General features: G+C 68.3%; 17 protein-coding genes. 10 read left to right on the top strand and 7 right to left on the bottom strand.

Annotated elements, in window-relative coordinates; translation table 11 throughout:
* The first annotated feature begins 5 nt into the window (after window positions 1–5).
* A complete protein-coding gene (gene nusB, locus BUF17_RS01140) occupies window positions 6–515 on the top strand; it encodes a transcription antitermination factor NusB (RefSeq protein ID WP_210215375.1) in 510 nt (169 codons plus the stop codon).
* A 67-nt stretch (window positions 516–582) separates the two neighbouring features.
* Window positions 583–1,575, top strand: coding sequence for a thiamine-phosphate kinase (thiL, locus tag BUF17_RS01135; RefSeq protein ID WP_073625373.1), 993 nt, complete (start codon window positions 583–585; stop codon window positions 1,573–1,575).
* 198 nt (window positions 1,576–1,773) lie between these two features.
* On the opposite strand, the gene BUF17_RS01130 is transcribed toward thiL, so the two are convergent.
* The 3 genes from BUF17_RS01130 to BUF17_RS23065 form a co-directional block, all read right to left on the bottom strand.
* Window positions 1,774–3,363 carry a L,D-transpeptidase family protein gene (locus tag BUF17_RS01130; RefSeq protein ID WP_244530725.1) on the bottom strand — a complete coding sequence of 530 codons (1,590 nt, stop codon included), beginning with the start codon at window positions 3,361–3,363 and terminating at the stop codon, window positions 1,774–1,776.
* Between the two features lie 421 nt (window positions 3,364–3,784).
* On the bottom strand, window positions 3,785–4,303 hold the full coding sequence (locus BUF17_RS01125) for a MarR family winged helix-turn-helix transcriptional regulator (RefSeq protein ID WP_073625371.1): 519 nt from the start codon (window positions 4,301–4,303) through the stop codon (window positions 3,785–3,787).
* A 162-nt stretch (window positions 4,304–4,465) separates the two neighbouring features.
* Entirely contained in the window at window positions 4,466–5,143 is a 678-nt protein-coding gene (locus BUF17_RS23065; RefSeq protein ID WP_210215374.1) for a DUF6163 family protein, read from the bottom strand.
* Between the two features lie 613 nt (window positions 5,144–5,756).
* Here BUF17_RS23065 and hemB point away from each other — a divergent pair.
* The 4 genes from hemB (at window position 5,757) to BUF17_RS01100 (ending at window position 9,851) form a co-directional block, all read left to right on the top strand.
* Window positions 5,757–6,719, top strand: coding sequence for a porphobilinogen synthase (hemB, locus tag BUF17_RS01115; RefSeq protein WP_244530753.1), 963 nt, complete (start codon window positions 5,757–5,759; stop codon window positions 6,717–6,719).
* Window positions 6,719–8,029: a threonine ammonia-lyase gene (locus BUF17_RS01110; protein WP_084563752.1), complete on the top strand. Its 1,311-nt coding sequence runs from the start codon at window positions 6,719–6,721 to the stop codon at window positions 8,027–8,029. The genes hemB and BUF17_RS01110 overlap by 1 nt, the downstream gene beginning before the upstream one ends.
* A 260-nt stretch (window positions 8,030–8,289) precedes the next feature.
* The gene (locus tag BUF17_RS01105; protein ID WP_210215373.1) at window positions 8,290–8,775 is read left to right on the top strand and encodes an RDD family protein; all 486 of its coding nucleotides are present in this window, start codon (window positions 8,290–8,292) and stop codon (window positions 8,773–8,775) included.
* A gap of 332 nt (window positions 8,776–9,107) precedes the next feature.
* Window positions 9,108–9,851, top strand: a complete 744-nt coding sequence (locus BUF17_RS01100) for an arginyltransferase (RefSeq protein WP_073625368.1) — start codon at window positions 9,108–9,110, stop codon at window positions 9,849–9,851.
* A 96-nt stretch (window positions 9,852–9,947) separates the two neighbouring features.
* Here BUF17_RS01100 and BUF17_RS01095 read toward each other — a convergent pair whose 3' ends face one another.
* On the bottom strand, window positions 9,948–12,074 hold the full coding sequence (locus BUF17_RS01095) for a serine protease (RefSeq protein WP_175563582.1): 2,127 nt from the start codon (window positions 12,072–12,074) through the stop codon (window positions 9,948–9,950).
* 327 nt (window positions 12,075–12,401) lie between these two features.
* On the opposite strand from BUF17_RS01095, the gene carA reads away from it, so the two are divergent.
* Window positions 12,402–13,595: a glutamine-hydrolyzing carbamoyl-phosphate synthase small subunit gene (gene carA, locus BUF17_RS01090; protein WP_073625955.1), complete on the top strand. Its 1,194-nt coding sequence runs from the start codon at window positions 12,402–12,404 to the stop codon at window positions 13,593–13,595.
* A 90-nt stretch (window positions 13,596–13,685) separates the two neighbouring features.
* Here carA and BUF17_RS01085 read toward each other — a convergent pair whose 3' ends face one another.
* From BUF17_RS01085 to ypfJ, 3 genes are all read right to left on the bottom strand, one after another.
* Entirely contained in the window at window positions 13,686–14,225 is a 540-nt protein-coding gene (locus BUF17_RS01085; protein WP_073625366.1) for a hypothetical protein, read from the bottom strand.
* Between the two features lie 31 nt (window positions 14,226–14,256).
* On the bottom strand, window positions 14,257–14,919 hold the full coding sequence (locus BUF17_RS01080; protein WP_244530724.1) for a DUF1003 domain-containing protein: 663 nt from the start codon (window positions 14,917–14,919) through the stop codon (window positions 14,257–14,259).
* A 251-nt stretch (window positions 14,920–15,170) separates the two neighbouring features.
* The gene (gene ypfJ / locus BUF17_RS01075) at window positions 15,171–16,142 is read right to left on the bottom strand and encodes a KPN_02809 family neutral zinc metallopeptidase (RefSeq protein WP_073625365.1); all 972 of its coding nucleotides are present in this window, start codon (window positions 16,140–16,142) and stop codon (window positions 15,171–15,173) included.
* Between the two features lie 238 nt (window positions 16,143–16,380).
* On the opposite strand from ypfJ, the gene carB reads away from it, so the two are divergent.
* From carB to BUF17_RS01060, 3 genes are all read left to right on the top strand, one after another.
* Window positions 16,381–19,686, top strand: a complete 3,306-nt coding sequence (carB, locus tag BUF17_RS01070; RefSeq protein WP_073625364.1) for a carbamoyl-phosphate synthase large subunit — start codon at window positions 16,381–16,383, stop codon at window positions 19,684–19,686.
* A 166-nt stretch (window positions 19,687–19,852) separates the two neighbouring features.
* Window positions 19,853–20,332 carry a transcription elongation factor GreA gene (gene greA / locus BUF17_RS01065; RefSeq protein ID WP_073625363.1) on the top strand — a complete coding sequence of 160 codons (480 nt, stop codon included), beginning with the start codon at window positions 19,853–19,855 and terminating at the stop codon, window positions 20,330–20,332.
* 254 nt (window positions 20,333–20,586) lie between these two features.
* Window positions 20,587–21,435, top strand: a complete 849-nt coding sequence (locus BUF17_RS01060; RefSeq protein WP_073625362.1) for a polysaccharide deacetylase family protein — start codon at window positions 20,587–20,589, stop codon at window positions 21,433–21,435.
* The last annotated feature ends 490 nt before the right edge of the window (window positions 21,436–21,925 follow it).

The raw sequence follows: 21,925 nt of genomic DNA, 5'->3' as shown, positions 1-21,925 counted from the left end.
CGCAGATGTCCGAACCGGCACGCCCCGTTCCCCGGGAACAGAAACCGGCCAACCAGCGCAGCCTCGCAAGGCTCGCGGCCGTGCAGGCGCTCTACCAGATGGAGATCGCCGGCACGGATCTGGCCGACGTTGTCGCGGAGTTCGAGCTGTTCCGTCTCGGCAAGGAAATCGACGGCGAGCAATATCGCGACGCCGACGCCGCCTGGTTCCGCGACCTGATGTCCGGCGTGGTCGCCGAGCAGCGCGTCATCGATCCGATGATCCACAGCACGCTGATGGACGGCTGGCCGCTGCGGCGGGTCGATTCCATCCTCCGCGCCACCCTGCGCGCCGGCGTCTACGAACTGATCCGCCGGGCGGACGTGCCCGCCCGCGTCGTCATCACCGAATATGTCGAGGTCGCCCGCGCCTTCTTCGAGGAAGACGAGCCGCGTATCGTCAACGGCGTGCTCGACCGCATCGCCCACGAGTTGCGCCCGGCCGAGTTCGCGGCGCCCACCGCCGGCAAGGCCTGAGCGCGGCGGCCGGCCGGCGGACCGCTCGTCGATCCGCCGCGGCCCCGGCGAACCGGGAGCCTCTCCTGTGACACGTCCCGGTGAAGACGACCTGATCGCGCGCTATCTCGCGCCGCTCGCCACCGATCCCGGCGCGGCGGGGCTGACGGACGACGCGGCGGTTATCGCCGCCGATCCGGACCACGACCTCGTGGTGACGACGGACGCCATCGCCGCCGGCATTCACTTCTTCGCCGACGATCCGCCCGCCGCAATCGCCCGCAAGGCGCTGCGGGTCAACCTGTCGGACATTGCCGCGAAGGGTGCCGTGCCGCGCGGCTACCTGCTGACGCTTGCGCTCCCGTCCGACTGGACCGAGCACTGGCTCGCCGATTTCGTCGGCGGACTCGCGGCCGATCAGGCCGAGTTCGCCTGCCCCCTCCTCGGCGGCGACACCATCCGCTCGCCCGGCGGGCTCGTGGTTTCCGTCACCTGCTTCGGCTCGGTCCCGCGCGAGGCCGCCGTGCGCCGCGGCGGCGCGCGGCCCGGTGACCGGCTGTTCGTGACCGGCACCATCGGCGACGCCGCCCTCGGCCTTCACCTGCGCCGCGATCCTGCGGCGGCCGGCCGTTGCGGCCTCGATCCGGCCGACATCGCGCACCTCCACGACCGCTATCTGCTGCCGCGCCCGCGCAGCGCCGCGGCGGCCGCCGTGTGCGGTTTCGCCTCGGCGGCGATGGACATCTCCGACGGCCTCGTCGGCGATCTCGGCCGCATGTGCCGCGCGGCCGGCGTCTCGGCGCGGGTGCACGCCGAACGCGTTCCGCTCTCGCCGGGGGCCGCGCGGATGCTTGCCGCCGATCCGGCCCTGATCGGAACCGCCCTCGGCGGCGGCGACGACTACGAAATCCTCTGCGCCGTCCCGCCCGACAGCGCCGCCGGTTTCACGGCGAGCCTCGCCCGGGCCGGCATCGCCGTCGCCGGGATCGGCGAGATCGGTCCGGGTCCGGCGGCCGTCACGGTGGTCGATGCCGGCGGGCGCCCGCTGCCGCTCGGGCTCGGCCGCTACGAGCACTTCTGAGCGCTGTCAGACCATCCTTTCCGTCCGATCGTCGGCAAATCCCGGCGCTTCAACAGGTCCGGCGCGTCACGACTCTCGGCGCGTCATAAGCCCCGGACATCCCAGCCGGCGCATCTCTGTCTTCGGAAATGAAAAAGGCCGGGTGCGCGAGGCACCCGGCCTTTTCTGTTCGAACCGGAAAGGCCCGTCGTTCGCGGATCAGTAGGCCTGACCCGCGCCGCCGTCGCCATAGGCGGGACTCGGCTTATAGCCGGCGAAGGACGAGCTGTTGCCCTGGAACCCGGCGCTCGGCTGCGTGCCGCCGAAGGTCTCCGTGGTGGTGACCTGGGTCGGCGCCGTCTGGGCCGGGGCCTGCGAATAGGCCGGCGCGGCCGAAGCGCTCTGCTGGGTGGTCGGCGCCGCGGCGCTCGCCGTCTGGTCCGGCGGCACGTCGCCGTCGGTGATGGTCACGGTGCCGAGGCCGTCACGCATGTAGATGTCGGAGCGGAAATTGACCACGCCTTCTGGGGTCGCCCACGCCGTCACATAGGTGAAGTACAGCGGCACGGGCGGCTTGACCTGCGCGTCGACGCGGGTGCCGTCGCGGATCACCTGGTCGATCTTCTGCTCCGGCCATTCCGGGTTGGTCTTCAAAAGCCAGCCGATCAGCTGGCGCACGTTCTGCACGCGCACGCAGCCCGACGAATGGAACCGCGCATCCTGGCCGAACAGGCTCTTGGACGGCGTGTCGTGCATGTAGACCGAATAGGGGTTGGCGAAGTTGATCTTCACCGAACCCATGGAATTGTCGAGACCCGGCTCCTGACGGAACTGGTAGTTCACCGCGTCGTTGGTGTTCCAGTCGATGTCGGTCGCCTGCAGCTCGCGACCCTTGCCGTCGTAGATGTGGATCTTGTTGCGGGTCAGGTAGTTCGGATCGGCCTGCATCTTCGGGATCAGATCCTTGCGGATGATCGAGACCGGCACGTGCCAATAGGGGTTGAAGTTGATCTGGCTGATCTTGGAGGTCAGGATCGGGCTCTGACGGTCGATCTTGCCCACGACGGCGAGGTGGCGGGAGGCGACGAGGCCGTTCTCCACCGCCTCGATCTCCGCGCCCGGAATGTTCACCATCACGTAGCGCTGGCCGAGGTCGCCCGACATCGCCTTGAGGCGCACGAGGTTGACCTGAAGCTGCTGAAGCCGCACGTCGGCCGGCACGTTGAGCGCCTTGAGAGTGGAGCCGCCGACCACGCCGTCCGGCTGAAGGCCGTTGCGGATCTGGAAGCGGCGCACCGCGGCGTCGACATAGGAATCGAACGTGTCCTGCCGGCCGCTGTTCTGCACGAGATCGCCCGTCACCAGCAGACGCTGGCGCAGGGTGACGACGTTCGGTCCGCGCGAACCGACCTTGAGGCGGTTCATGTTCGTCGGCAGCGTCGGCCATCCGCCCTTCTGGACGATGGCGGTATAGGCCTGGATCGCCTGCTCGGTATAGGCCGCGCTCTGGGGCGAGAAGGTCGGCCGGTTCGATTTCACCGACTGAAGGCTCGGCATCGGCGCGTCGAACTTGTCGGCCCACTCGGCGCCCGAGCCGGAGCTCATCGCCGCTTCGTAGGCCGACTGCGCCATGGCCGGACCGGTCACGAACGCGCCGACGGCGCCGCCGCCCATCAGCGTCAACATGTTGCGGCGGGACACGGAGGCGGGGGCGTCGCTCTCGACGCCGGTCCGCTCGCCGCTCACCAGAGAACGCAGACGCTGCGCCAGCCGAACAGAGCCTCGCGCAACTGCGCTATCCTTGATCATGCTCCAACTCCCGTCGATCGATCCTGCAGCCCGACCGCGAAATTCCTGCCGTTCCGTACCATGAGGATGGTTAACGAAACAATGAAAGGTCCGCGGACGGCGCCCGGTTCCACCCGCGACCGTCACCCGCCGGCCACAGGCCTTTCTGGCCCAGACAATTCCGAAACGTCCCTGCCGCGGCCGGCAAAATCACACCGGATCGCGACCGCGACGCTTCACCCGTGAAAGCATCGGAGGACCGAGATTTCCGACCGTCAAAGCGGCCGCAAGATCGAACCCCTCACCGGCCTTTCTGGTTTCATGACACTGTGGCGCCTTGATGGTTTTACGCCTTGGTCGCGCCTCAATCGGCGGAAACGGGCGCAATTCGCCGTGAGTGATGCGCGGCTGCATCAGTGCGCCGCCACCCCGGCCGGCAGCCTCACATCCGGTAGCGGATCTGGTCGTCCCAGAAGCGGTCGAGCCGCTGAAGCGCCGTCGTCATCTGGCGCAGGTCCGCGACGTCGAGCACCCCGACTTCGCTCAGCGTGCGGGCGTTGCGCTCGTAGAGATTGGCGACGATCGCCGCCACCGCGCGCCCACTCTCGGTCAGCCGGATGCGGATCGAGCGCCGGTCCTGAAGCGATCTTTCCTGAACGATGAAACCGGCTTCGGTCAGCTTCTTGATGTTGTACGAGACGTTCGAGCCGAGATAGTAGCCGCGGCTCTTCAGCTCGCCGGCGCTCAGTTCGGAATCGCCGATATTGTACAGGAGCACCGCCTGCACACTGTTCACGTCGGCGCGCCGCAGGCGCTCCAGTTCGTCCTTCACCACGTCGAGGAACCGGCGGTGAACCCGCTCGACGAGCATCACGGCTTCGAGGAAGCTCGGCTTCAGCGCGCTGCCGCGCGATGTTTCGCCGCCGCTCGATCCGATTTCGACCGCCCGTCCCGCGTACATGTGACTGCCTTCCTGTCGTCTCCCGGAATTTTCCGGTCTTTGTTCGCAGGCGACACTGACGCCACGAATCTAAAGGCGACTTAAGGCGCAGGATGAATCTTCGGTGAATCCTGCCGGGCTGTCATTTCTGCAACGATGACTCGGAACGACTCGAAAGGCCTTTCAACGGCGCGTGCGACGCACCCGGAAGGCCAGCAGCACATAGAAGAAAACCGTCACCGCATAGAACGGGATACGGAACGGGCGCTCGCCGAAGATTTCGGAGAAGGCGCTGTGCGTCACGATCTGCGAGACGATCGTGAACAGCCAGATCACCACGCCCCACGGGGCCGCGAGCCAGAGCCCGACGGACACGACGAGGTCGAGCACGCCATAATAGACGATGGCCGACCGCCACTCGATCGGCATGTCCCAGAAGAAGTGCCCGCGCCAGGGCAGGAAGCCGGTGATGCGCGCCCACATATAAAGGCCCATCGCCATCCAGAGGATCGCGTTGAACCTCATGTACCAGGTGAGGATGCGCTCCCACGACCAATAATCCGCCGAGACGAACGTGATTTTCCAGTCGATGGCGCTGTCGTCGATCTGGGGAACGCCGCCGGACAGCGGCTCGGCGCGGCGGCGCGGGCCGACGGGATTGCCCTTGCCGATCGGCGCGGCGGGCGAGGGCCGGCGGCGGCGCCGGCGCCCCTCACCCTCGGCACGGGCGCCGAACAGCCGCGCGAAGAAGCCCGGGCGCCGGGAGGCAACACCATCGCCGTCGTCCGCCTGCCGCGCGCCGGGCGGAGCGGCTCCGCTCGCGGCCGGGCTTCCGGCGATGTCGGGCGAGGCGTTGGTCATCAGATGGTCTCCGTCGGCGCCGCAATCCGGCGGCGCGTGGTCTGCGGCAGGTCGCGGTCAGATCGAGATGGTCTGAACGGCGGCACGATGGCAGGGCGGTCGAACAGGGCGCGACGCACCCGGGCTCCGGTGTGCCCGCCTGTCCGGACCGCGCTCGGGCGCCGCACAGAACAGGCGGCAGCGGGCAATTCTGAGGCGGCACGCGCCCGCCTGTCGCACAAGGGATAAGGCGGCGCGCGCCGCCGGGTCAATCCGGGACGGTCCGGCCCGATGCGGACATGCGCCCGCGCCGGGACGCGCCGCCATGCCAGCCGGCGCCGCCGCCTTCATGCCAGCCGGCGCAGCGCCCTTTGGGAGGCCGTTGCGGCACCGTCGCAACGGCGGCATGCGTGCGGCGGGGTGTGTCGGACCGGGCGGGCGTGATAAGGGAAGCCGTCCGACGGCCGCTTCGCGCCGCCATCGCCGGCCGCGCCCTCCGCGCCATGCCGCCGCCATTCGATGGAAGACCGCAATGACATCCGAACGCACCTTCAGCCGCAGCTCCGCAGCCTTCGGCCCGGTCGGCGCCGATGGCCCCGACACCTTCGCGGGCGGCGTCGTCGGCAACCGCCGGATGCGCCGCAACCGCCGCACCGACTGGTCGCGCCGGCTGGTGCGCGAGACCACGCTCACCGTCGACGACCTGATCTGGCCGATCTTCGTGCGGGACGGCGACGAGGTGGAGCAGGTGGCCTCCATGCCCGGCGTGTCGCGGCTGCCGGTGGCGCGCGCGGCAGAGGCCGCGGCGGAAGCCGCCGCGCTCGGCATTCCCGCCATCGCGCTGTTTCCGTTCACCGACCCCGGCCTGCGCGACGAAGGCGGCACCGAGGCGTTCAACCCCAACAATCTCGTCTGCCAGGCCGTGCGCGCCATCCGCGCCGCCGCGCCCGACATCGGCATCATCACCGACGTCGCGCTCGACCCCTATACCAGCCACGGCCACGACGGCGTGATGCACGGCAACGAGATCGTCAACGACGCCACCGTCGAGCGGCTGGTCGAGCAGGCGCTGGTGCAGGCCGCGGCCGGCGCCGACATCATCGCGCCGTCCGACATGATGGACGGCCGCGTCGGCGCGATCCGCCCGGCGCTCGATGCCAACGGCTTCGGCCATGTCCAGATCATGTCCTATGCCGCGAAATATGCCTCGGCGTTCTACGGCCCGTTCCGCGACGCGGTCGGTTCGAACAAGACGCTGCGCGGCGACAAGCGCACCTACCAGATGGATCCCGGCAACACCGACGAGGCGCTCCGCGAAGCGGAGATCGACATCTCCGAAGGCGCCGACATGGTGATGGTGAAGCCCGGCCTGCCCTATCTCGACATCGTCTGGCGGCTGAAGCAGACGTTCGGCATGCCGACCTTCGCCTATCAGGTGTCGGGCGAATACGCGATGATCCGCGGCGCCGCCGACCGCGGCTGGATCGACGGCGAGCGCGCCATGTTCGAGAGCCTGCAGGCCTTCAAGCGCGCGGGTGCCGACGGCGTGCTCACCTATTTCGCGGTGGATGTCGCCCGCCGGCTGAGGGCGGGATGATGGACGCCACCTCCCCGGTCGCGCCGGCCGAAGCCCCGGCCCGGCAGCTCGCGCCGTCTCCCACCGTCGATGTGGGGCCGCCGGCGGCGTGGCCGACGCTCGACGGGATCCGCGCCGCGGCCGACCTGCTGCGCGACCGCATCGTGCGCACGCCGCTGCTGCCCGCCCGCAAGCTCTCCGATCTCACGGGCGCCGAGGTGTTCGTGAAATACGAGAACCTCCAGGTCACCAGCGCCTTCAAGGAGCGCGGCGCGCTCGTCAAGCTTATGAGCCTCGATGCCGCCCGCCGGCAGCGCGGCGTCATCGCCATGTCGGCCGGCAACCATGCCCAGGCGGTCGCCTATCACGCGGCCCGCCTCGGCATTCCCGCCGTGATCGTGATGCCGGAGCCGACGCCGTTCGTGAAGGTGGCCGCCACCCGCGCCTACGGCGCCCGCGTGGTGCTCGCCGGCGAGACCGTGGCCGAGGCGCAGGTCGAGGCCGAGCGCATCTCCCGGGCCGAGGGCTACAGCTGGGTGCATCCCTACGACGATGCGGAGGTCATCCGCGGCCAGGGCACCGTCGCGCTCGAGATGCTTGCGGACGAGCCGGATCTCGAAACTCTGCTCGTGCCGGTCGGCGGCGGCGGGCTGATCTCCGGCATCGCCATCGCCGCCAAGGCGCTGAAGCCCGGCATCGAGATCGTGGGTGTCGAGACGGAACTCTATCCCTCGCTCATCGCCGCGCGGGCCGGAACGCAGGCCATCTGCGGCGGCAACACGCTGGCCGAAGGCATCGCGGTGAAGAATGTCGGCGTGCTGCCGCTCGCGATCACCCGCGCGCTGGTGGACGACGTCGTCGCCGTCTCCGAAAGCCATATCGAGCGGGCGGTGAACGCCTTCCTGACGATCCAGAAGACCGCCGCCGAGGGCGCCGGGGCGGCCGGGCTCGCGGCGCTGATCGCCGATCCCGCACGGTTCGCGGGCCGCAAGGTCGGCGTCGTGCTCACCGGCGGCAACATCGATCCGCGCATCCTGGCCGCCATCATGGTCCGCGAGCTGACGCGCGCGGACCGCATCGTCTCGATCCGCGTCACCGTGCCGGACCGGCCGGGCACGCTCGCCGAGCTGTCCGGCATCATCGGCGGCACCGGCGGCAACATTCTGGAAGTTTCGCACCACCGCTTCTTCCTGGAGGTGCCGGCGAAGGGCGCGCGCGTCGACATCACCATCGAGACGCGCGACCGCGCCCACCTCGACGAGATCATCGACGCCCTCAATGCCCGCGGATTCATCGCCGCCCGCGTCGCGGCGGCCGAATCCCGGATGTGAGCGGCTGACCCTGACGTCCCGGCGGGGCCGCGCCAGCGCGCCCCGCTGAGCGCCGGAGCGACCACGCTGGCCGCATCACACGCACGATCCCTTGACGCATGCCAGCGCGATCCCATGACGCGTGTCACCTGACACTTGTCTCATGACGGTCAGTTGAATCACGCGTGTTTGATCGGGGCCACCTGTTATCCTCGCCGTCTGCCGGCGATTTAATTGACAAAATCGCCTGCGGTCCCCATCTGCCGGCCATGGAGGCACCGATGAGCGATCTTTCGTCCGCACAACCGATGGTCGACCGGCCGTTCGACCGGCCCGATCTCTATGCCGGCGTGCGCCGGCGGCGGATGGTGGCCTTTCTGTTCGACGTGGTGATGATCTTCGTCCTCACGCTGATCGGCGCGGTCGTCGTGTTCTTCCTGGGTCTGTTCACGCTGGGGCTCGGCTGGTTCGCCTACCTGTTCCTGTGGCAGGGCGTGGCGCTGGTCTATGCCGCCGCGACCCTCGGCGGGCCGCGCTCGGCGACGCCGGGAATGCGCGCCCTCGGGCTGGAGATGCGGGTCTGGAACGGCGGCGCCGGCTATCCGCTGCTCGCCGTGGCGCACTCGCTTCTGTTCTATCTCTCGGTTTCGTTCCTGACGCCGTTCGTGCTGCTGGTCGGGCTGATCGACACCCGCAAGCGGCTGCTGCACGATCTCGTGCTCGGCACGGTCGTCGTGGATACCGAAGCGGCGCGCCGGCCCGTCTGACGACGGCGCGTCGCCACCCTGTGGGAGCACCCGGCGTCGTGCATTCGCGCCGGCGCGACTGCTCCGCGCGCGGCCGGCAGCGCGGCGGCTGGGAGCGTGACGAGCGGACCCGCCCTCGCCGTCCGGATTGCTCCGATCCGGACATAAGGTGGCGAACCGCCTCGCGTTTGAGGGATGCGAAAGCCGGCTCATGTCGGTCCGGGGCGGGAACCGTTCACGCATAAAACCATTTCGCCGCCAACCGCTTGGCGCTATCGTGAAGGTTAGCGTGCGTGGAAGGCGTTTCAGTCTCCGTCAAGAGAGCACTCGACCGTGCGTGATCGAGGGAGGTCATGACCCGGCAGTTCAGCGACAACCCCCAGTTCTATCTGACCGCGCCGTCTCCCTGCCCTTATCTCGAAGGCCGGATGGAGCGGAAGGTCTTCACGCACCTCGTCGGCGACAAGGCCGCCGCGCTGAACGACGTCCTCACCCAGGGCGGCTTCCGGCGCAGCCAGAACATCGCCTACCGGCCGGCGTGCGAGGGCTGCCGCGCCTGCATGTCGATCCGTATCGTGGTGGATGATTTCGACTGGACGGCCTCGTTCCGGCGCGTGCTGCGGGCGAACGCGTCGCTGATCGGCCAGGACTCCGCGCCGCGCCCGTCGTCCGAGCAATACAGTCTGTTCCGCCGCTATCTCGACGCGCGCCACGCCGACGGCGGCATGGCCGACATGTCGGTGCTCGACTACGCGATGATGGTCGAGGACACCCACGTCGACACCCGCCTGATCGAATATCGCCGCCGCACGCCCGACAGCGCCATCACCGGGCGCGGCGGCGGGCCGCTGATCGCGGCCGCTCTGACGGACCAGCTCTGCGACGGGCTGTCGATGGTCTATTCGTTCTTCGAGCCGGACATGGCGGACCGCAGCCTCGGCACCTTCATCATTCTCGACCACATCCGCCGCGCCCGCGCCGCCGGCCTGCCCTATGTCTATCTCGGCTACTGGGTCGAGGGCTCGCCTAAGATGGGCTACAAAGCCCGCTTCCGCCCCCAGGAACACCTCGGCGCCCGCGGCTGGGAACGCGCCTGAGACCGAGCGAAAGGTCGCCCGGAGCGCCGGGTCATCTCGTCCGAGGATGCCGCCCGCCATCCGGCGGCACGCGCCCTCACCTTCGGAACCCACGCCTCATCTGCACGGATCGTCAACGACGTCGTAGCGGATGTTGATGGACTTCAGGAACTTCAGCACCTCGTCGCTGGTGATGGCGTAGTTGTATTTCGAGGTATCACCGAGCGCCTGGCCGTTTCTGACCGTGAGGCGGGCCACCGAGCCCTGATAATGCAGCCCGACCACGTCTCCGCAGCTGTTCGTGACCGGCGACCCCGAATTGCCGGGCGAGGTTTCCAGGCCCTCCTGGATGTTCTTCAGGCCGGTCTCGCTGTCGGTGAACAGCGACTGCACATAGCCGAAGTCGAATTTCGGCGCCGGGATATCGTCGATGGTCGGAATGCGGTTCTGAGTGATGATGCTGAAGAAGCGCTCGGACGACCGGTCGCTTTCCGAGGCGCGCCCCGGAAAGCCGCCGATCGCGACCGGCTCGCCCTCGCGCACCGCGGTGCTGAAGGCGAGGTGCTTGTCCGCCGTCCAGTTGACGGTTTCGAGCACCGCGGCGTCGATGCCGACCCTCCGCGGGGTCATGCCCTTCGCCACGACGTTGGCCGCGCGCACGCCATAGCGACGGCTGGCGACCACCACCCGGTCCGCCTCCTGCACCACATGGGAATTGGTCAGGATATAGCGCGGCCCGATCATGAACCCGGTGCCGGACGTGCCGCCCTTCGGATCGTAGATGACGACGATCGAGTCCTTGAGGATCTCGGCGATCTCGGAATTCGCGAGCCCCTTGTGACTTGAGTCGGCCGCGACCGGCCCCGGCGTACCGCCTGTCTCGCCCCCCACGGTCGTCTTCGCCGTCTGGATCACCTCCGGCGGCGCCTTTTCCTGCGGATCGGCGGCCGGCTGGTCGAACTGCGGCACGAGCAGGCTTTCCGCCTTCGCGATCTGAACGTCCCCGCCGGCCCTCAGGCCGGACGCCATCGCCCTGAACGCCGCGACATCCGCCGCCTTCAACACCGGCATGCCGGAGCCGGGCGCCTCCACGACTGGCCGCGAGGCCAGGTAGTCGTACCACTCGGCGGCGGCGGCGGAGTCTTTCCCCTCACCGATGCCGATCGCGAGGGATGAGGCCACGAACTCGAGATAGGCGTCGTTGCCGAGGGCCGCGAGCGCGAGCGACGCCGCATTGACCACGCCGGCATCGAGCGCGTTCAGGCCGACGCCCGTGCAGATGACGAAATTGCGCACCGCCTTCGGCTTCGCCTCCTCCGTCATGCCGGCGAACTGGCCGGACAGCGCCTCCATCTTCTTGGCAGGCTCGGCGGTCGAGACGTCGGCCATCGCGGTGTCGATGGCTTCCTCGGTTTTCTCGCACCGCGCCAGCACCACATCCATGTCCGTCATTTCGGCCTCGTCGATGGCCGCGTTGCCGGCCGCGACCGCCAGGGCATGGGTGCCGCAGAAATGCTGGCGGATCGCGATCTCGCCCGCTGTGGCATCGGCGGATTTCAGCGCGTTCCGGCCGATGCAGACGTCGTTGTACTCGACGAGCGCCACCACCGGTTCGTCGGTCGCGACCGGCTGGGAGGCCGGCGAAGCGGCAGCCGCGGCGGCTGCGGTGCCGGCTGCGGCGGCTCCCGTCGCGACGTTGGTGGCGGTCGTAGCGGCCGGCACGGCGCGGGCGGGCGCGCCGTCATCCGGCCCGCGCGAAATCGCGGCGAACAGCTGATCCACGCCTGGGTCGTTCGGCGCCGGGCCGCTGGCGCCCATGCCGCTGCCGCGATCAGCGTAGATCTGCATCAGGGCGGCGTATTGATCCGGTGTCAGCTTTCCGGTCGGCTCCTCGCCGACCTTGGCCTGAAAGGCAGCGATCGCCTGCCGCGTGCCCGGCCCGCTCACCCCGTCGACGGACCCGTTGTAGAAGCCGAAATATTTCAGCGCGGTCTGCGCGTTGAGCACCGTCTGGTCCGGCGCCCGCACGGGCTTCTGGCGCTTCGGCGCGCGCTGGGTGGGGGCCGGCGCATTGCCGGGGCGCTGCTGGTTGTTCATGGCGCTGCCGGCGATGGCGCCGAGCGCGAACCCGAGCACGCCGCTCACGACCGCAGCGCCGTCTCCGCCCGCCCGCGCCTCGCGCACCGGCGCCGCGATCAGCGCACCGCCGAGAAGAAGGACCGAAGCGCCTTTCCATACGCGCAAAAAGGGTACCGCACCCGCCTGCATGAGTTGCCCCCAACCCTGAATGTCCCTTGGCTCAACTATAGGTTAGCCGGTCGGGAGCGACAATCGAAATGCCGTGCGGACGCCTTTTTCATCACGCGTCGCCGATTTCGCCGCCTGCCGGCGCGAACCCGTTGTTCGCTGCCTGCATGACTGCCCTGCCGCAGCGCCGTTCGCTTGACGCGGGGCTGCCTGTCGCCTAGTTCAATCGCTTCGAAGCTGGCCGGGGCGATGCCGTTTGCGCGTCCGCCCGACGATCCCGCGCACGACGCCGCTTCGCGCACCAGGAAATTGCAGGTCGCCGCCATGGAACACGAAGCCGCCGCCTCCGGCTGGAGCGAAACCGCGCCCACGGGCGTTCTGGTCCTTGCCGACGGCACGGTCATCGAAGGCATCGGCATCGGCGCCACGGGCAAGGCCGTCGCCGAGGTCTGCTTCAACACCGCGATGACCGGCTACCAGGAAATCCTGACCGACCCGTCCTATGCCGGCCAGATCGTCACCTTCACCTTCCCGCACATCGGCAATGTCGGGGTGAACGACGAGGATCTGGAAACGGTCAATGCGGCCGGCGCCTCCGCGGTCCGCGGCTGCGTGCTCAAGACCTCGATCACCGATCCGTCGAACTACCGCGCCACGCGCGGCTTCGACCGCTGGCTCGCCGCCCGCGGCATCATCGGGCTCACCGGGGTCGATACCCGCGCGCTCACCAACCTGATCCGCGAAAAGGGCATGCCCAACGCGATCATCGCCCATTCGCCGGACGGCGTGTTCGATCTCGCCGCGCTGAAGGCCGAGGCCGCCGCGTGGCCGGGCCTCGTCGGGCTCGACCTCGCGAAGGAGGTCACCGCCGGCCAGACCTATCAGTGGGACGAGACCACCTGGAGGTGGGGCGAGGGCTACGGCCGCCAGACGGAACCGCAGCACCACGTCGTCGCCGTCGATTACGGCATCAAGCGCAACATCCTGCGCCTCCTCGCCGACCGCGGCTGCCGGGTGACGGTCGTGCCGGCGACCGCCACCGCCGAGGAAATCCTCGCCCACAAGCCGGACGGCGTCTTTCTCTCCAACGGCCCGGGCGATCCGGCGGCGACCGGCGAATATGCCGTGCCGGCGATCCGCGAGGTTGTCGGCAGCGGCCTTCCGGTGTTCGGCATCTGCCTCGGCCACCAGATGCTCGGCATCGCGCTCGGCGGCAAGACGGTGAAGATGCACCAGGGCCACCACGGCGCCAATCACCCGGTGAAGGACCACACCACCGGCAAGGTCGAGATCACCTCGATGAACCACGGCTTCGCGCTCGACCGCGACAGCCTGCCGGCCGAGGTGGAGGAAACCCACGTCTCGCTGTTCGACGGCTCGAACTGCGGCGTGCGCCTCAAGGACAGGCCGGTGTTCTCGGTGCAGTACCACCCGGAAGCCTCGCCCGGCCCGCGCGACAGCCACTATCTGTTCGACCGCTTCGTCGGCCTGATCGAGGACCGCAAGAAGGCCGGCTGAGCCGCCTGCCACCCGGCGGCGCATCCGCCCGGCGGAACACGACGCCATGCACGATCCGAAAGGCCGGCCGCCCGCGCAGCCGGCCTTTTCTCATGGCTGGCCGGGCTCGGCTGGCGGCGCCAGAGCATCGGCCCGCGCCGCGGCGTAGCGCAGCCACACCCCGAAGAAGCGCCCGACGAAGATGCCGACCACGAGCCCGGTCATGATGGCATCGATTCCCCAGTAGCTCATCGTGAAGCGGGCATAGCGGTCCGCGACGTCCCAGGCGCAGAGCAGGTACTTGCCGGCGAAGACCACAGCCACGGCGAGAAGCGTCAGCGGGCTGCCGGACAGCACCACCGTTCCCGGCCGCTGGCCGGCCGCGACCCTCCCCCGCAGCGACGCCGCATAGCCGGCGACGCAGCCAGCCGCCGCCGCCGCACAGAACATGACGACCACCCGCCAGTTGAACGAGAACAGCACGACCACGCTGTAGACGCCCCAGGCGCAGAACAGCAGCGGCACGACCGCGAGCTTGGTGAACGGCATGGTGCGCGCGCGCAGGCCCACCGCGCCCCGGCCGATGATCACGACGAAGACGACGAACAGCCACCACGGCGTTTCGTTGAGGCCGACGAGGACCGCGTTCATGTGCCTCCGCAGGAATGTGCGCCGCGCGCCGTCAGGCCGGGTCACCCCCGCCTTCGAGCGCCTTCAACACGCCGGCGGATTCGAGTCGCTCGACGATGGCGCGAATATCGCGCGCGCGGATGTCGTCGAGCTTGTCATGCAGAGCCATGATCTCGAGCTCGGCCTTGAGGTTGACCTCGTAATCGTGCGCTGCCTCCAGCCGGTCCTTCTGGGCCTGCCGGTTCTGCGACATCATGATGATCGGGGCCTGAACCGCCGCGACCAGCGACAGCATCAGGTTCAGGAACACAAAGGGATAGGGGTCGAAGGCACCGATCCAGCGGGTGAGAACGAGGGTGTTCAGGATCACCCACACCACGATGACGATGCCGAAGCCGATGATGAAGCCCCAGGAGCCGCCGACCTCGGCGACCTGATCGGCGAGGCGCTCGCCGAAACTGCGGGACGAATCGAACTCGACGGACAGATCGCGGGAAACCGCGTGCCGCTTCGCCATGCGCCGGATCAGGCGTTTTTCCTGCGGCGTCAGGTCGGAAATGCCCATGTCGAGCAGTCGGCGGGCGAACTCCCGCACCGCGTTCTCCGTGCCGTCGTCGCCGGCCGCCGCCTTCGCCGGTCGGCCGGCCGCCGCGGCATTCGCGCCCGGCGCCGGGGAAGTTTCGGGCTCTGCATTCACCATGGCCGTCTCGATCATGCCTCGGTCGTCGTCGCCCCGGACCGCACCCGTCCGAGCACCGGCATTATGCCATGTCTTTCGACGCCAGAAGTCTTCGGACGCCCGAAGTCTTGCGGCGCCTGAGGTCTTGCGGCGCCAGAAGTCTTGCGGCGCCCGGGCGATCTGCCGGCGGCCGGGCGAACGGTGCCGAAGGCAGGCCGGGGATGCTTCGGCCGCGGCGGCACCCGCGCCGCGGACGGTTCCTGCGTCATCCACCCGGCATTGGCCGCCTACAGCGATTTGGCGTCAAGCGTGTTGCAGGCGGAGAGCTTGCCCGCGTCGAAGCCGGCCTTGAACCAGCGCGCGCGCTGCGCGGCGGTGCCGTGGGTGAAGCTGTCCGGCACGACATAGCCCTGCGAGCGCTTCTGCAGGGTGTCGTCGCCGATCTGGTGGGCGGCGTTCAGGGCCTCGTCGATATCGCCTGCCTCCAGATTGCCGGCCGCGGCCGCGCGGTTCGCCCAGATGCCGGCGAAGCAGTCGGCCTGCAGTTCGATGCGCACCGACATGGCGTTGGCGTCGGCGGGAGACAGGCGTCCGCGCATGGCGTTGAACTGCGGCAGGATGCCGAGCTGGTTCTGGACGTGGTGGCCCACCTCGTGGGCGATGACATAGGCGTCGGCGAAGTCGCCGGCCGCGTTGAAGCGCCGGGCCATCTCCTGGAAGAAATCCATGTCGAGATAGATCTTCTCGTCGTTCGGGCAATAGAACGGCCCGGCCGCCGCGCTCGCCTGCCCGCAGGCCGAGGCGATGCGCCCGGAAAACAGCACCAGCCGCGGTTCCTCATAGGTGCGCCCGGCGGCGCCGAACAGGCTGTGCCAGACGTCCTCCGTATCGGCGAGCACGACGCGCACGAACTGCTTCATCTCCTCCTCGGTCGAAGGCGCGCCCTCGCCGCCCGGCACGAACCCGCTTTCGCCGGTGCCGGTGCTGCTGCCGACCGTGGTGCCCGGCCGGCTGTCATCGAGGCCCTCTAGGAGCGTCAGCGGATTGATGCCGAGGAACCACAGCACGATCAGGATGACGATCAGGCCGCCGATGCCGATGCGGCCACCGCCGCCGCCTCTGCCGCCGGTCGGGAGGCGGAAGCCGCCGCGCGGGTAGCCGCCTCCCCCGAAGCCGCCGCCTAAACCTCCGCCGAACCCGCCGGAATCGCCGCGCCTGTCCTCGACATTGTCGCTTCCGCGCCGCCCGCGCCACTTCATCGCCGTCGTCTCCCGTGCCGGTGCACACTGTCGCCGTTCATGATTGCCGTCATCGCCCGATTTCCCGCCTGCGGCGATATCGCCGCCGATTGCACGCATCGCTGCCGCGACGCCCAGGCCCTTTGCGGTCCGGCGCAATATCCCCTATAAGCCCGCGAACGCCGAAACCCTCACTGACCAGCATTCCGGCGCCTGACGGTTCAAAAACCGCCGGCGCCGCGGATCGACGCGGGCCGCCATGCCGAAACGTACCGACATCAAAACCATCCTCATCATCGGGGCTGGACCGATCGTGATCGGACAGGCCTGTGAATTCGACTATTCCGGCACTCAGGCCTGCAAGGCGCTGAAGGCCGAGGGGTACCGGATCGTCCTGGTCAATTCCAATCCGGCGACCATCATGACGGACCCGGATCTGGCCCACGCGACCTACATCGAGCCGATAACGCCCGAAGTGGTCGCAAAGATCATCGAAAAGGAGCGCCCCGACGCGCTTCTGCCCACCATGGGCGGCCAGACCGCGCTGAACTGCGCGCTGTCGCTGAAAAAGATGGGCGTACTCGACAAGTTCAACGTCGAGATGATCGGCGCCACGGCCGAGGCCATCGACAAGGCCGAGGACCGCGAGCTGTTCCGCGAGGCCATGACCAAGATCGGGCTGGAGACGCCGCGCTCGGCGCTCGCCCACAATCTGACCGAGGCGCTGGCCGCCTTCGACGATATCGGCCTGCCTTCGATCATCCGGCCCTCGTTCACGCTGGGCGGCACCGGTGGCGGCATCGCCTACACCAAGGCCGAGTTCATCGAGATCGTGGAACGGGGCGTCGATGCCTCGCCCACCAGCGAAGTGCTGATCGAGGAATCGGTGCTCGGCTGGAAGGAATACGAGATGGAGGTCGTCCGCGATCGCGACGACAACTGCATCATCGTCTGCTCCATCGAGAACATCGATCCGATGGGCGTCCACACCGGCGATTCGATCACGGTCGCCCCGGCGCTGACGCTGACGGACAAGGAATACCAGATCATGCGCGACGCCTCGCTGGCGGTGCTGCGCGAGATCGGGGTGGAGACCGGCGGCTCCAACGTGCAGTTCGCGGTCAACCCGGCCGACGGCCGGCTGATCGTCATCGAGATGAACCCGCGCGTGTCGCGTTCCTCGGCGCTGGCCTCGAAGGCGACGGGCTTCCCGATCGCCAAGATCGCCGCCAAGCTCGCGGTCGGCTACACCCTCGACGAACTGGCCAACGACATCACCGGCGGCGCGACGCCGGCCTCGTTCGAGCCGACCATCGACTACGTGGTCACCAAGATCCCGCGCTTCGCGTTCGAGAAGTTCCCCGGCGCGTCGAACACCCTGACCACCGCCATGAAGTCGGTCGGCGAGGTGATGGCGATCGGGCGCACCTTCGCCGAATCGCTGCAGAAGGCGCTGCGCGGTCTGGAGACCGGGCTGACCGGCCTCGACGAGATCGAGATCCCCGGCCTCGGCCAGGGTGACGACAAGAACGCAATCCGCGCCGCGCTCGGCACGCCGACGCCCGACCGGCTGCTGATCGTCGCCCAGGCCATGCGCCACGGCTTCACGGTGGAGGAAATCCACGAGGCCTGCCACATCGATCCGTGGTTCCTGGAGCAGATCGAGGCGATCATCGCCACGGAAGCCAAGGTGCGCGCGCTCGGCCTGCCGAAGACCGCCGCCCCGTTGCGCGGCCTCAAGGCGATGGGCTTCTCCGACTCGCGCCTCGGCCGCCTCGGCGGCATGGGCGAGGCCGATGTCGCCGCACTGCGGCGCGAACTCGGCGTCCGCCCCGTCTTCAAGCGCATCGATACCAGCGCGGCCGAGTTCGCCTCGCCCACCGCCTATATGTATTCGACCTACGAGGTGCCGTTCGCCGGCGCCCCGGTTTCGGAGGCGCGGCCCTCGGACAAGCGCAAGGTCGTCATCCTCGGCGGTGGCCCGAACCGCATCGGCCAGGGCATCGAGTTCGATTATTGCTGCTGCCACGCCTCCTTTGCCCTCCGCGACGAGGGCATCGAGGCGATCATGATCAACTGCAACCCGGAGACGGTCTCGACCGACTACGACACCTCGGATCGGCTCTATTTCGAGCCGCTGACCGCCGAGGACGTGATCGAGATCCTTCAGGTCGAGCAGTCGAACGGCACGCTGCAGGGCGTGATCGTGCAGTTCGGCGGCCAGACGCCGCTGAAGCTGGCGCTGCCGCTGATGCAGGCCGGCATTCCGATCCTCGGCACCAGCCCGGACGCCATCGACCTCGCCGAGGACCGCGACCGCTTCAAGCGGCTCCTCGACAAGCTCGGCCTCAAGCAGCCGAAGAACGGCATCGCCTATTCGGTCGAGCAGAGCCGCCTGGTCGCGGCGGAACTCGGCTTCCCGCTCGTCGTGCGCCCGTCCTACGTGCTCGGCGGCCGCGCCATGGAGATCATCCACGACGAGGAGACCTTCTCCGACTACCTGCTCGGCACCTTGCCGGCGCTGGTTCCCCAGGAGGTCAAGGCGCGCTACCCGAACGACAAGACCGGGCAGATCAACACCGTGCTCGGCAAGAGCCCGCTCTTGTTCGACCGCTACCTCGCCGACGCGACGGAGATCGACGTCGACGCGCTGGCCGACGGCAAGGACGTGTTCGTCTGCGGGATCATGGAGCACATCGAGGAAGCCGGCATCCACTCCGGCGATTCGGCCTGCTCGCTGCCGCCGCGCTCGCTCTCGCCGGAGATGATCGCCCGGCTCGAGGCCCAGACCCGGGCGCTCGCGCTCGGCCTCGATGTCGGCGGCCTGATGAACGTGCAGTACGCCATCAAGGACGGCGAGATCTACGTCATCGAGGTCAATCCCCGCGCCTCGCGCACGGTGCCGTTCGTCGCCAAGACCATCGGCGCGCCGGTGGCCAAGATCGCGGCGCGCGTGATGGCGGGCGAGACGCTGGCGTCCTTCGGGCTGAAGTCGAAGACTCTCGGCCATGTGGCTGTGAAGGAAGCTGTTTTCCCGTTCGCCCGCTTCCCCGGTGTCGACACCGTTCTCGGCCCCGAGATGCGTTCGACCGGCGAGGTCATGGGCCTCGACAGCGCCTTCCCGATCGCGTTCGCCAAATCGCAGCTCGGCTCCGGCACCCGCGTGCCGACCTCCGGCACCGTGTTCGTCTCGATGCGCGACAGCGACAAGCCGCGCGTTCTGGAGGCCGTGAAGACCCTCGTCGCGCTCGGCTTCACCATCATCGCGACCAGCGGAACCCAGCGTTACCTCGCCGACAACGGCGTCCCGTCGACGAAGGTCAACAAGGTCCTTGAAGGCCGGCCTCACATCGTCGATGCTATCGCCAACGGCAAGGTCCAGCTCGTCTTCAACACCACCGAAGGCGCGCAGGCGCTTGCCGATAGCCGGTCGCTGCGCCGGGCCGCGTTGCAGCACAGGGTTCCGTACTACACGACCGTCGCAGGGGCGGTCGCGGCGGCCCAGGGCATCGCGGCCATGAGCACCGGCGAGCTTGAGGTTCGTCCGCTGCAATCCTATTTCTAAGCGGACTGTTGAAACCAGACCCCGGCCGTTCCGGCGAACGAGAGCGTTCGTCGGAACGGCCGTTGTTCTGTTGTCGTCGCGCCATTGAACCCGCGCCGGCATCGGGCGTGAGCCCGTGCCGAGAGAACGGTGATGCGTCGACGGGAACGGAGAAGACGAGGACGAAATGGAAAAGATACCGATGACCGCCGCTGGCTACACCTCGCTCGAGGTCGAGCTGAAGCATCGCTCGCAGATCGAGCGTCCGCGGATCATTCAGGCCATTTCGGAGGCCCGCGCCCACGGCGACCTGTCCGAGAACGCGGAATATCACGCCGCCAAGGAGCAGCAGAGCCTCAACGAGGGCCGCATCGCGGAGCTCGAGGACAAGCTCTCGCGCGCCGAGATCATCGACGTGTCGAAGCTGTCCGGCAGCACGATCAAGTTCGGCGCGACCGTGACGCTGATCGATGAGGATACCGAGGAAGAGAAGGTCTATCAGATCGTCGGCGACGTCGAAGCCGACGTGAAGCAGGGCCGCGTCTCGATTTCCTCGCCCATCGCCCGCGCCCTGATCGGCAAGGCCACCGGCGACACCGTCGAGGTGGTGGCGCCCGGCGGCGCGCGCTCCTACGAAATCACCAACGTGCGCTTCATCAGCGCCTGATCCGACGGGCTCCGGCCCAGACCGACCGACGGCCTCCGCGGGTGCACCCCGCCGGAGGCCGTAATTTTTTGTTCCCTCTCGTCGTTTGGCTTGCGTCTCCGCGCCCGCCGCCTGAAATTCGGTCGTCGCCCGATCCTGCGGGCCGCGACGTCCATCGTCCGATCCCGCGGGGCGCGACTTTCATCGTCCGATCGCGCGAGGCGCGATATGACGGTGTTCGTTCCTTTCGATGACTCAGGGGGCTTGGGGTTCCTATGTCCGTTCAATCCGGGTGTTTTCATCGCTCGCGGCTCGCGGGACTTGCCGCCGCGGCCGCGCTTCTGCTGCTGCCGGGCGCAGCGTCGGCCGCCGACGGCGTCGCGCTCGACGGGCCGGAGGAGCTGGCGGCGCAACTGTCGGCCTTCCCGCGGATTGCCGATGCCGACGCGTCCGGGCTCACCTCCGACGGCGTCGCCAAGATCAACGCGGCGCTCGCCAAGGCCGACGCCCGCGTGGAGGCGGCGGCCTCCGAGTGCCGCGACCAGGCGAAGGAGTCCGGCTCGCTGGACCAAGACGGCGGCGGCTGGCAGCGCACTGTCGACGTGACCTGGAACGGCCCCGGCTTCCTGTCCTATCTCGTCAACGACTCCTATTATTGCGGCGGCGCCTACCCGTCGCAGGAGAGCTTCCCGCTGGTGTTCGATTTCGCCACCGGCGCGCCGGTGAACTGGGCGCGCTACCTGCCGGCGTCGCTGACGGGCAAGGCGACGCTGGAATCGGCCTCCGACGGCACCCGCCTCGGCGTCGTGTCCTCGTCCATGCTCGTGAAGCTCTATCTCGCCGGCTATGTCGACGCCGCGAATGCCGTCGCAACGGGCAGCGACTCGCCCGCGCTCGACGCCGAGAGCGTGAAGGAATGCGAGGACGTCATCACCGACAGCCTGCAGGGCCAGAGCTTCGTGATCTGGCCGCAGGCGAACCCGGTCGGCCTCGCCGTGATGCCGCTCGGCCTGCCGCATGCGATCGCTGCCTGCGGCGTGGCCGTCGTCATCTCGCCGTCGAAGCTGAAGTCCCTCGGTGCCAAGCCCGCCTTCCTCGACGCGCTCGCGGGCGGGGCCGAGTAGCCGCGCGCGCCGGGATCGCGACATCCCAAGGCAGCAGCACGCGAGACACGCACCACCCGAGACAGCAACACCTGAACTGGCCGGCCGGGAGGACATCCCGGCCGGCCATTTCGTTTCCCCTCGCCTCGGCGGACTTTCTCCCGCCGGTCACGCGCCGTCGAGCACAGACAGTGCTTCAAACTAGAATTATAATACTTAAATATTTTGATCGTCATTGTTGGAAATGACGCTCCGATGAACCGAATAAATATTGACGATTATTCGGCCCCTTTTATATCCTGATCGGGACAGCAGTTCTCTGCCATCATCTTGAATTATTCAAGAATGCAGACTGTAGACGTGCTCTAAGACAGGGTACACCTAACAAAGAATCGAATGTAGACATTCATTCCACAGCGCGCGCTCCCCGCACCCGGCTCGCTCCAACCCGCTCATCCGGACAGCGCGGTCGCGCCATGTCCGCCATACGGACCGCCGGCCCGCTGATCGC

Origin of the sequence: Pseudoxanthobacter soli DSM 19599, from assembly GCF_900148505.1 — a bacterium.
GTDB classification, from domain to species: domain Bacteria; phylum Pseudomonadota; class Alphaproteobacteria; order Rhizobiales; family Segnochrobactraceae; genus Pseudoxanthobacter; species Pseudoxanthobacter soli.
The sequence above is the reverse complement of the archived record's forward strand: the minus strand, read 5'-3'. Positions and strand labels throughout refer to the sequence as shown.